The 10,764-nt window shown below is 57.0% G+C and carries 11 protein-coding genes; 5 read left to right on the top strand and 6 right to left on the bottom strand.

Going from position 1 to position 10,764, the window contains the following annotated elements; translation table 11 throughout:
- The first annotated feature begins 68 nt into the window (after nt 1-68).
- A complete protein-coding gene (locus ABWV23_RS14905) occupies nt 69-209 on the top strand; it encodes a hypothetical protein (RefSeq protein WP_353349125.1) in 141 nt (46 codons plus the stop codon).
- A gap of 52 nt (nt 210-261) precedes the next feature.
- Here the strand turns inward: ABWV23_RS14905 and ABWV23_RS14900 are convergent, their stop codons facing one another.
- A complete protein-coding gene (locus tag ABWV23_RS14900; RefSeq protein WP_353349123.1) occupies nt 262-876 on the bottom strand; it encodes an isochorismatase family protein in 615 nt (204 codons plus the stop codon).
- Nucleotides 877-956: 80 nt separating this feature from the next.
- Between ABWV23_RS14900 and ABWV23_RS14895 the strand changes: the two genes are divergently transcribed.
- Both ABWV23_RS14895 and ABWV23_RS14890 read left to right on the top strand, forming a co-directional pair.
- Nucleotides 957-1,379: a hypothetical protein gene (locus tag ABWV23_RS14895; protein ID WP_353349121.1), complete on the top strand. Its 423-nt coding sequence runs from the start codon at nt 957-959 to the stop codon at nt 1,377-1,379.
- Between the two features lie 11 nt (nt 1,380-1,390).
- Nucleotides 1,391-1,615: a hypothetical protein gene (locus ABWV23_RS14890; RefSeq protein WP_353349119.1), complete on the top strand. Its 225-nt coding sequence runs from the start codon at nt 1,391-1,393 to the stop codon at nt 1,613-1,615.
- Between the two features lie 416 nt (nt 1,616-2,031).
- On the opposite strand, the gene ABWV23_RS14885 is transcribed toward ABWV23_RS14890, so the two are convergent.
- Together ABWV23_RS14885 and ABWV23_RS14880 are read right to left on the bottom strand one after the other, a co-directional pair.
- On the bottom strand, nt 2,032-3,702 hold the full coding sequence (locus tag ABWV23_RS14885) for an adenylate/guanylate cyclase domain-containing protein (RefSeq protein ID WP_353349117.1): 1,671 nt from the start codon (nt 3,700-3,702) through the stop codon (nt 2,032-2,034).
- A gap of 252 nt (nt 3,703-3,954) precedes the next feature.
- Nucleotides 3,955-4,596, bottom strand: a complete 642-nt coding sequence (locus tag ABWV23_RS14880) for a hypothetical protein (RefSeq protein ID WP_353349115.1) — start codon at nt 4,594-4,596, stop codon at nt 3,955-3,957.
- 83 nt (nt 4,597-4,679) lie between these two features.
- On the opposite strand from ABWV23_RS14880, the gene ABWV23_RS14875 reads away from it, so the two are divergent.
- Nucleotides 4,680-4,937, top strand: coding sequence for a helix-turn-helix domain-containing protein (locus ABWV23_RS14875; RefSeq protein WP_353349113.1), 258 nt, complete (start codon nt 4,680-4,682; stop codon nt 4,935-4,937).
- Nucleotides 4,938-5,633: 696 nt separating this feature from the next.
- Here ABWV23_RS14875 and ttcA read toward each other — a convergent pair.
- A complete protein-coding gene (gene ttcA, locus ABWV23_RS14870) occupies nt 5,634-6,545 on the bottom strand; it encodes a tRNA 2-thiocytidine(32) synthetase TtcA (protein WP_353349111.1) in 912 nt (303 codons plus the stop codon).
- A gap of 312 nt (nt 6,546-6,857) precedes the next feature.
- Here ttcA and ABWV23_RS14865 point away from each other — a divergent pair, with 312 nt between their 5' ends.
- Nucleotides 6,858-7,991, top strand: coding sequence for a hypothetical protein (locus ABWV23_RS14865; protein ID WP_353349109.1), 1,134 nt, complete (start codon nt 6,858-6,860; stop codon nt 7,989-7,991).
- A 124-nt stretch (nt 7,992-8,115) separates the two neighbouring features.
- Here the strand turns inward: ABWV23_RS14865 and ABWV23_RS14860 are convergent, their stop codons facing one another.
- Nucleotides 8,116-10,122 (bottom strand): AAA family ATPase, encoded by a 2,007-nt coding sequence (locus ABWV23_RS14860; RefSeq protein WP_353349107.1) that lies wholly within the window; start codon nt 10,120-10,122, stop codon nt 8,116-8,118.
- Nucleotides 10,119-10,763 carry an SGNH/GDSL hydrolase family protein gene (locus ABWV23_RS14855; protein WP_353349105.1) on the bottom strand — a complete coding sequence of 215 codons (645 nt, stop codon included), beginning with the start codon at nt 10,761-10,763 and terminating at the stop codon, nt 10,119-10,121. Before ABWV23_RS14855 ends, ABWV23_RS14860 begins: the two co-directional genes overlap by 4 nt.
- Between the last annotated feature and the right edge of the window lies 1 nt (nt 10,764).

Genomic DNA, 10,764 nt, shown 5'->3' with positions numbered 1-10,764 from the left:
TGGAGCACTTCGTGGTCGGGAGCAAGCCAGGCACGCGTGCCGCGGCAGGATGCTATCACATCCAGAACGTGAAAGCGCTCCATGCCCGCTACAAGAGGTTCATCAAGCCCTTCTGCGGACCGGCCACGAAGAACCTAAGCGGCTACATCCGCTGGCTGGAGGTGCGGCTGGCGGACATGCGCCCAACGGAGATCATCCGCGCATCGTAAGCGAGCTGTCTCGCAAAGGTCCGCTACGAGGCCAAAGCGGACCAAACGGGCTTCAGGCGAAGATGCTGTCAATCTGGCTCGCCGTGACCAGGTTTGCATACTTTTGCTGCATGTCGAAAAGACTTGCGTCGTGCGGACCTTGGGCACGGTCGCCGACGCAATCGGAGATGACGGTTGGGCGGAAATTGGAACTGATCGCATCAACCACGGTGGCGCGAACGCAGCCACTGGTTGTTGCGCCTACCACAGCAACGGCATCCACCTGCTTGGCTCTCAGGATCGATCCAAGGTTCGTGTCGAAAAACGCCGAGGGTTGCGTCTTTCGAACTATAAACTCTCCGTCACGAGGTTTCAGGAAATGGACGACATGGCTGGCAGGGTTGTCTTCCGTGAGTTCACGAAGCCTCGGTGCCTTCTCGCACCAAATACCGGCATCCGACCCGTCATCAGCATAGACAATGCGTGTGAAAACTATGGGAAGGCCCCGACTCCGAAAGGCATCCAGCAAGGGAACAGTTGCTTCGGCTGCTTCAAGAGTATTTCCGCCACCGAAAATGTCCGGGTCTATGAAGCCATTTACGAAGTCCACCAAGACAAGAGCGGTCCGGCGGCCAATCTCAATAGCGCCACCCATCCGCTGTTTGCGATAAATCTCTGTTTCGTCCATCGGCGCCTCCACCGTGGCTTGCCGCCGTCGATTTTACCAGCAGAGCAACCGAGTGTCAGCTTTTTCCGCAAACCGTGTTGGTGCGCTTCGTTATCTCGCAGAAATGCCTATATCACTCCGCTTTTTACGCGGAGGATACCCTCGATCACAAAGCGCTGCTGCGCTATTGGCGGTCGGCCCTGCGCACCGATCCACGCGGGGCTACGACGCAGGTGGCCGACACCCACGGGGTGGAATGGGCGCTGGTTTCCGGCCGCGGCCCCATAGCGCCGGAGGAAGGCGAAAACTTGATCATCACCATCGGCCTGGAGGCGCTGGCCCCCTCGTTCCGCGAGGCACTGGTGAGGCGTGAGGGGCACGAGAACGCCATGGCCATCGGCTGGCCCATGGCGGTGACGCGGGTGCGGGGTGTGCCCGCGGTCCAGCCGGTCGGGTTGGCCCAAATTGGCACAGCGATTGACACGTGGTGTTCAAACACCGACCTTTCCGGGCAAGAGACCTAAAAGGTATTTCTATGAAGACGCCAAGCTTTCGAGACGGGCAGATCAAGAGCTGCATGCAAGATGACCATTCAACGCCGGCGGTGCGAGAGGCAGGCGATGGTCATGCAGCAATGGCCATCGACGACAACGGATACGCCGAACTTCAAGCGATTGAATCTGTGTCGATTCTCGGAAAACACAATGGCCTCATGGACGATGACTTGTTGGACATGCTTACCGAAACGGCCGTTGATTGATTTCTTAATGGCAGGGGGAAGCCTGACAAAACCGACTGCGGTTTCCGCCTTTAGCTGGAGGCACATCTGTTACGCATCCCGCGTTCGTCAAAGTTGGCCGAAGGTATCCCCTACACTGTGGCGCGCAGACCCAGCCTGATGCGGTTCCTTGACGACCCTCTCGCCGTGGCTGATAGCGTGCCCGACCGAGTCATTCTGCCACAGCCGGACGGTGCGCCTCCGGGGTCCGCACCCGTCGCCAGTCCAGCCCGGTAAAAAACGCCTCGAACTGGGCCCGGTTCAACATCATGGCACCGTCCCGGATGGCGGGCCAAGCGAACCTCGCCCCTACAAAGTGGGGCCGGAACACCGTTTACGATCTTGCCATGAAGAACGCAGATCGCCGAAGGGTAATAGGATCATTCGGGGTGAAACACTTACTCTTCGATGCCGGACAGCTTGAGCCCACTTACAAATATTTCCCAATGATCGGGGTTCCGGAAGGGCATGTCCAGCACATTGGACAGGGCGTAGTCAGGATGCTGGGCCTTGATCGTTTTATTCATTTGCTGTGCCTGATCCTGGCGTCCCAGATGACCGTTCGCGCTCGCAATAATCATCATGGAGCGAACGATTTCATCCCCTTGCAACAGCGACCGTTCGGCCATGTCGATGGCAAGATCAAACTCCTCGTTCACAAGGTGTCCCAAAGCGATGACCTGAAGAACCCTGTGGTGAAATCGGATTCGCTTGGAAAAATCCGCAACCTGATACGCTGTGTGTAATCCTTCTCGCGGATTGCCTCTCAAAATCTGGAGAAGGCCAAGAGTGGTCAAGGCCATGATATAGTTCGGCGTAATTTCGAGACTTCGTTCGGTGGAACGTATCGCGGCCTCGACATCGCCGGTCACTGCCCAGTGGTAATTGCCCATGATTGAGTGTGCAAAGTCACATTGCTCCCGGATCTGGATCGATTTTTGGGTGGCTTCCAGACAAGCTTTCCCTCTCTCAGGGGAAAGTGGGCCAAACCCATAAAATGCCTCCCAAAGGTGCGCGCATCCAAGCATGGCCCATGCCATGAAGTTATTCTGCTGTCCCTTCGTCACTCTATGGATCAGGATCTCCGCTTCGGCCCACTCTTCCCGATTTCCGCCCATGAGGAACTGCGCAGCCTTGGTCAGCCAGGCTTCGGGGTTGCTGTCTCCGATTGATTTCTCGGCTTCGCGCTGGAGCACTGCAAACCGGATCACCTCTGTAATACGCGCAGATAGCTCGTCTTGGGTGTCAAACGGGTCCTCAATGCGACCGGCCAATTGTGTGTTCAGAAAGGTTTCACCGTTTCTGTTGTCGAGAAGTTTGACAGTCGACCGATAGCTTCCTTTCGAAGCTCTAAAGACTACGCTGGCGACATGGTCAGGTTGGGTCGCCCCTTCAATGAGTTCAAGACCGGTATAGTTTGCCAGAAGGGCCGCTACTTCATGCATGCAACCATCGGCCAGCACCTGAATGTCGTCGCCACTGCCGATGGCCTGGAACACACCGAGGCTGATCGTGGGCTTACGTTTCGCTGTAGAGGGTACCGGCATGAACGCCGGGGCATCGCGCCAATTGTACACGCGAATGGGACGCGAGATGTTCTTCAGGTTGAGTTCGCCAACGTCAGCAAACAGGCTCCCAAGTGTCGGCGCGATCTGTTCAAAGGCAGTGGCCGAAATCGAGATGCTGCCTGGTTCGGCAATTCCCTCAAGGCGGCTCGCCAGATTTACCCCATCGCCAAATACATCCCCGTCATCGATCAGGAGGTCACCGACGTGAATGCCCATTCGATAGAGAATTCGGCGGTCCTGAGCGTTCCGCTCTTCCCGCTTCTGTATCATTGATTGAACGTCGATAGCGGCGCGGACCGCTTCAACGGCACTGGGGAACTCGACAAGAAAACCGTCGCCCATTGTCTTGACCATCCTGCCATGGGCTTCAGTGATGCGTGGATCGATCAGTTCTTGTCTGATCGCCTTCTGGCGAAGGATGGTTTCCTCTTCTGCGACTTCAATCAGACGCGAGTACCCCACCATGTCCGCAGCAAGAATGGCAGACAGCCGACGTTCCATGTCCAATCCTCCACCACCAGACTGGCAAAGTTTGGAGCTGCGGACAAGACTGAGCCTCGTCAGTACCGTCCTCGTCGAGAACGACGGGAAATGGGCCTCCGATAGGAAGGTCTACATCAAGTGGGAATGCCAGGAGGGCTTCGCGTATGCCGGGTTTCTGTCTCATCTTCACTCCTTGGTGGTTACGATGATCCAGAAACCCTCTCTTATTTAATCGCTCTAAACTGTACCATCGGCGCTGTCGTTAGGCAGTCAAGTCATTGGCTGCAGACGTGTCAAATCAGCGACTTCAACAGCAGTTCTGGGCTTGCCATCGGGGGTCCACCATGCGGAATACTCCCGTCGGCACGCCTCATCGACAAACTCTTCCGCTCGGAATCCTTTGGAAATTTGCCGTGCCCCGTTGGAAAGATACACGACCCTTTCAAGCATCTCCGGGTCGGGAATATCCAGCGCGGTTTCAAAATGCTCGCGAGAAATGCAAACACCGGCGCCATGGTCGATGCAGGCATATCCTTCCACGCCGGTCTGAAACATCTTCATCCATCGGCTTCCATCAAAACCCTCTTGTTCCAAGAAGAGCGCTTCAACTCCAAGATGGCTTAGCTCCAAGGCTTCGAACTCCTGCCCTCTGAAGCTCGCAGACCTGCACCTGAATCGTGTTGTCCTCACCAGTTCATGAGATGATAGCAGCAGGGCGCTCTCATAGGTCGTGCAGCCGTTGTACTCCAGTTCGAGAAGTGGCCGCAGCAAGGGCCGAGAGAGCAGCGCCGTGATGAATTTTACCGCCGATGGGTCAGTAACTGCTGTTCGGATTGCTTCATCGCGTGCGTTTCTGGCAGCGATGTCTGCCAGTAGAAGGAAGCTCCGTGGCGGTTGTTGTACAGCGTGCATGGTTCCTACCGTGATTTTATCTACTTTTTAGATAAGTAATTTTTACGACTAAGGGACGTCAAGCAACAACTGCTTGGCAATCCATGACGAAGACAATCACCAGCAACGGTCACGAAGCGCTCTTCACCTTGCTGGCCAAGGCCAGAAAAGACGCCAACCTCACACAGCACGAGGTGGCCAAACGCCTTAGGTGCCATCAATCCTTAATCGCCCGGATCGAGAGCGGTCAAAGGCGGATTGATGTTGTTGAGTTCATAGTCATCTGCCGAGCACTTGAGGTTGAGCCGACGGAGATCATGTCTGCCGTCAAAGCCGTGACCCCCCTTGAGCAAGGGCTATAGTCGTTAACCGGCACAGAATCTTGACCCCGCATCGGCGTCGAAAAATGACATTTCTGTGTGCGTACGGGTACCTGGCCCGATGCGGAGTAATCGCCGCACAGCTCAGGGCTGTGCCATGCGGTTTGGCGTAGGTTGCCGCGCGCAGCGCTTCGCCGGGGGGGGCTGCACCAACCAGTGCATCGCCTACCTCAAGGCAAGGATGGCAGCGATCTCCAACGCTCCCCCCCCCAAAGTCGCATTGACGATCTACTACCGTGGAGCTTCAAACCGTCAAACTAAGCAGTCGGCGCCAGCCAGCGAACGCTTGCGTCGCATTAGCCAAGGGGCTCGGAATTTCCGAGCCCCCGACAAAGCTGATGCTTCCCCAATCACCTGCTGCTGGGATTGACCGAAATCGACATCTCATTGATCGACATGTGACGTCCCGTTCAGCGGTCGGGTGTGTGACGTCTGGGTACTCGCTCAGGGTCGGCGGGCGTCCCAAGCGCAGATCGCTGCACGATCTGTTTCGGCGGCAGGGCTACGGATCGAGCCACGGGACTCGATCCGCTTTGTGCCCCGCCGCCGCGCCTGTGAGCCTCTCACCCGCCTTGACTGCTCCGCCCTCTGTTCGGCCTGCGGCCGCTGCTGCCGGGTCTGCGACCCTTCGACATCGGCAGCATCCTCCGGGCCCGTCGCAGTCAACCTCTCACTGCCTTAGTTTCCGTGCCGCGCGGCAGAGTCATTGTCCATTGTTTCTTCGCTATCTCTGAGGTTTGACTGCCCTGCCAAGGCAACGTTCTCTTTCAGTTCAAGCCCCGTGAAGTCCCAGAGCTTAGGGTCGAGCAAATGCGATGGGCGCGCGTTCATCAGAGCCCGGAACATCACCTGCCGACGTCCGGGACTATTTTTCTCCCAGCCATCGAGGATCGCCTTGACCTGCTGGCGCTGCAACCCGTCCTGGCTGCCGCAAAGGTCACAGGGGATGATCGGGTAGTTCATCGCGCGGGCGAACTTCTCGCAATCGGCCTCTGCCACATGTGCCAGCGGGCGATATAGAAAAAGATCGCCCTGCTCATTCACCAGTTTTGGTGGCATGGTGGCCAGCCGCCCGCCGTGAAACAGGTTCATGAAAAAGGTTTCGAGGATGTCATCGCGGTGATGTCCCAGCACCACTGCTGTGCAGCCTTCTTCCCTCGCGATCCGATAGAGATTTCCCCGACGCAATCGCGAACACAGAGCGCAATAGGTTCGCCCTGCTGGGATCTTGTCCATGACGATGGAATAGGTGTCCTGATACTCGATCCGGTGCGGCACGCCCATTTTTGTCAGAAATTCCGGCAGTACGGTCGCCGGGAATCCTGGTTGTCCTTGGTCAAGGTTGCAGGCCAGAAGGTCAACCGGCAAAAGGCCTCGCCACTTCAACTCGATGAGAGCTGCCAAAAGAGTGAAGCTGTCCTTTCCGCCAGACAAGCAAACGAGCCAGCGCGCATCGCGCCCCTCCACCATACCGTACTGTTCCACAGCTTCGCGAACGTTGCGTACGATCCGCTTGCGCAGCTTTCTGAATTCCGTCGTCTGCGGAGCGCCCTGGAGGATGGGATGGATGTCATCAAGATCATTGGTCATAGCCGACGGTATATGGCAGATTCTTCTCGGCCGGAAACCCCTTCTCGCCAGCCGGTGTCGTCCGAATGAAAATCGGCTTTGACAACGTGGCCGCCCTCTGACCTGCCCCTTGCCAGGACCGATGCCTCGAAACCACCTGCGGTCCCTCGTTAGGACTGAGGAACCAGCGAGGCAGGCCATAGGCCGAAAGATTACAAGGTCGGCAGGTCAGTCGCAGCATTCTACTACTTGCCTTTCACTATGCTCGTTGATGCATATGGTATATCGCTTTCAGTGATTTTTCGGTTTGTTTGAGATGGAGGGCAAGGCACTGTGATCGCTCCCCCGCTGATTGTTTACCTCGATACACAAGATTACATCCGGATTTTTAATGAACCAGATGGTGGGCCTGCCAAAGCGATCCTCGACCAGCTGCTCGTATTTCGGGATCGGGGCGATATCGTGATCGGCTACTCATGGGCGATCATGCTCGAGTTCATCACACGTCCGACCGACGATTTCCGTGAAGAACGTGTCCGCAGGGGCCAGTTGGTGAAGAATATCTGCGGACGGAACGCCTTCCCCTTTTTTACGGACTTGAAGCGTGGAGCGCGCTTCCCGAACAATGGCATTTGGGTTACGGGCCGCGATGGAAAATTGATGACGGCCAACTGGTTTCGGCGTCAGATGGAGAAGCAGTATCTCGAAACCCTTGCGGAACAGCAGGGCCTTAACCGCGCCCAGCGTCGACGATTGAAAACGCCGTCGGCAATGCGCCAACTGTTACGCGAGAATACTTCGACATGGGGTACAAAACGGGAAGATTTCAAGGGGGTTCCGGTATCGGATGAACTCATCAGAAGTGGCGTTCTGACGCGCTTTCTGAAAGGTCGATGTTCAGACGACGAGTTCGAGGAGCGGGTCAACCGCTGGTTTTCGGACCCAGCAGAGTTTAGTCGAATCGCTTACGACTATGCTGACAAGCCGAACCTTTTGGATGAGTTCTTCGGCTCAAGCATTAACAAGATGGAAGACGCACTGCGGCAGATACAAGAAGCCAGTCGCAACTTTGACGATTTGGGGAAGACTATCCGAGGACGGCGCCAAAGCCTGATCGACGTGGGTGTCGACACACGAACGGCCCGACGGCTCACTACACCACCCCAATGGCCAAGGCTGAACCCATCAGATGTTGCCTGCAAGATTGAAGGTCACATTGGTGAAGGTCGCGCGGGTCACATTGGGCATTACCTACTCAAGGCGTCCCAGAAGCACTACAATTTCAAGCGCTCAGATTTTATTGACATCATGCAGATGTGCTATGTGCCAGACTGCGACCTTTTCCGATGCGATAAAGCGATGGCGGACCTCTATCGCGATTACGAACCCTTCGCAGGGAAGCTTGTGGCGAAATTCACAGATCTACCCGCGCGGATTGAGGCGCAATTGTGCGAACGTGGCGAATGACGACTTCCCGCCCTTTCCACGCTTGAGCGTATAGCGTCGTTCCGGCGCCAACCGCGATCACTGATGGGGCCATTCCCTGTAGCTGACGATCTGTCCCGTCTCGTTGGGACTTCAATGAGATATCTTATTTGGCGCCGCCACTCAGCCCATGTGAGACAGAAGTGGCGTCGAACCGGTTGTCTCGCTGGCCTATATCCATTTGATATCGTGCAAGGGCCAACCAATCCGGGAAGCCGCAGAACCGTCTCTCGGCTGAGGGACGTCGGTTTACCGCGGCGCTGATCGCTTGCCAGTCGCCGAGGAAGATAACTTGCTCCTGCGCGCGCGACAGCGCGGTATAGATCAATGACCGATCCACATTTTTGGCAGAAAAAATTGGTGCTATGACCTTACTCCACTGGCTTCCTTGCGCCTTGTGTACTGTGATCGCATAGGCAAGCTGGAGCTTCTCGCTGTCCCCGCGGCCGAGGTAATGCTCATCTCCATCAAGTTCCGCTAAGATTGTATTTGGCATGATTTTTTTGATCCGCCCAAGCGAGCCGTTGGTGAGGCCCCGTTCAGCATCATTTTTAGTCCAGATGACCGGCTCGCCTTCTGCAAACGACATTTTCCCTGACCAAAGAGTGGGCTTCATAGCTAAACGCTTTGAATGGAAGAACTGATTGATCGCGTCGACTTGCGGGTTAGTCGGAGCAATGATCTGGATGTCGTTACGAGCAATACCCGCCCGCCGTAGGCTCTTTCCGATCTCGAGGGCTTTCTCGGCAACTTCGTTCGAGCGACACTCCGTAAATGTCACACCCGGTTTGACCTCCGTCAGAACGGGGAGCGACGGAATCTTTCCGTGCCGAATCCCTTCTGCCAGCGCGGGAATGCCGGTTTTCTCGGCTTGGCGGTGCACGCGATCGAGGATCACTTTCCGGATATCAAGATCGCTGGCCAGATGGTGGAACACGATCCCTGGTGAGACCGGTGGCAATTGGGCAGGATCGCCGCACAGCAGTAGCGAAGCTTTCCCCAAGCGGCGCAATATTCGCCAAATCTCGACGAGGCCCAGCATTGATGCCTCGTCTGCGATCAACGCGGTATCTGGCCCCAAAGGAACGTTCGATTTTTCCTGTTCAGAGAGGAAGCGGGCGACGGTGATCGCCCGGCGCTCGGTCGCCTCCGCAGCTCGTTTTGCTGCCCGGCCCGATAGGGTCACGATCAGCGGTTTTCGATCTGTAGCTTCGAGCGTTTCACAGACGCCGCGCAGTACGGTCGTTTTGCCGCTGCCAGCATAGCCCGCAAGCACCAACAGGCGGTGCCTGTGTGCCATTCGCACGGCGTCACACTGTGCCTCCGTCAGCGGAAAGGGCTGCGTGGCTTCGTAGGCATCCACCAACGCATCGAGGCGGTCTAATGGAGTAATACCCGTTGCGGGCGGCTCTGATGCCAGTCGTGCGAGCTTTAGAGCGCATTCGGCCTCCATGTGAGCTGTCCCGGGAGGCTGTAGGTCTCCTGCAAGATGGATAGCGGCACCAGAGGCTACTGCGGCATCGATTGCTGCCCGGGCAAGTGGGCGTTTCAGAAGTTTCTGAGCCGCGACCTGAGCCTCTCTGGGCCGCATTCGTGTCGATCCATAGCGGAGGCAGGTCTCGCCGAACATAGCGGCCTCCACGGCGGCAATATCGCGGCGAATATCATTTTGGGCGATCCCGAGTGCATGGGCGACCTGATCTACTGCGCGCCAGTCACTCACAGAGAGCAATAGATAAGGGTTTGCCTTGACGGCCTCGACCCCCTGCGGTCCCCATGCTCGGGCCATGCGGGTTGCCGTTTGAAGGTTGATATCTGCTTTAAACGCATCGAACCTTGGGCGAAGCTGGTCCAGCCAATTCAAGAAGTCGGTCTCTGCTTGACGTGTCTCCATCACGGTAGCCGCAATGATCGCGTTCTCCTCGCCGACGATCTCAACCACCCTGTCATCGATCGCGAGCAATGCTTCCTTGAGGTCGGCACCAAAGGCCTCTGCGAGTGCTCTGGCGCGTTTTTTTCCGATCCCTACAAATGCACGGTCACGTTCAATATAACGTGCAAGAAACCATTCTGAGGAAGGCATCCGCGCCAGTGCGGGCGGCTGGTACGTCATGAAGATCTCGGGGTGATACGACCGCCCAAAGCAATAAGCTCGGCCACCTCGTCTTTCTGATACAATTGCGCACGCAGACTGGCGTTTTCAGCCTTCAGTTCCGCGTTCTTTCGCTCCGCCTGCGCAAGCCGCATTTGTGTCTCCCGCAGGCGCGACGCCGGGACCAGCTCGGCGGGATCGTCGCTTGCCGGCGAATCTTCTTCAGGGGCCAGTCGGCCAGGACGTCCCATGATCACTCCATGCTCCTCGGCATAGGAGGCGAGCAGAGCCCGCACGTCCTTCCGGACCATCTCCGCGTAGGAGACGCCCGCAAGGTCAGCGATCTCGCGAAGCACCAGAGCTCCATCGAGCACGGGCAGCGGCGCCCCAGCGGAACGACGCTCTGCGATCAGCGCGGAGATGCGTTCAGCCGGTGGGGGCTTGCCGTCGCCCCAAGTTACATCAAGGCGCGCGGCCATAGCTTTTAGACTCGAGTTCGTCTGCCAGACTGATCGCGAGAAGCCGAGCCGCTCAGCCACAAGGCTTCTGTTCAGCGTGCCTGCCCGGACGAATTCGCCTGTGCGGCCGGACGACTCGATTTCGGCAGCCCAAGTTTCTGCCTTGCGCGCAATCTCACGACTCTTTTCGATGTTTGATGTCATT

The sequence above is a fragment of the Aquicoccus sp. SU-CL01552 genome, assembly GCF_040365005.1.
Classification (GTDB): Bacteria; Pseudomonadota; Alphaproteobacteria; order Rhodobacterales; family Rhodobacteraceae; genus Antarcticimicrobium.
The sequence above is the reverse complement of the archived record's forward strand: the minus strand, read 5'-3'. Positions and strand labels throughout refer to the sequence as shown.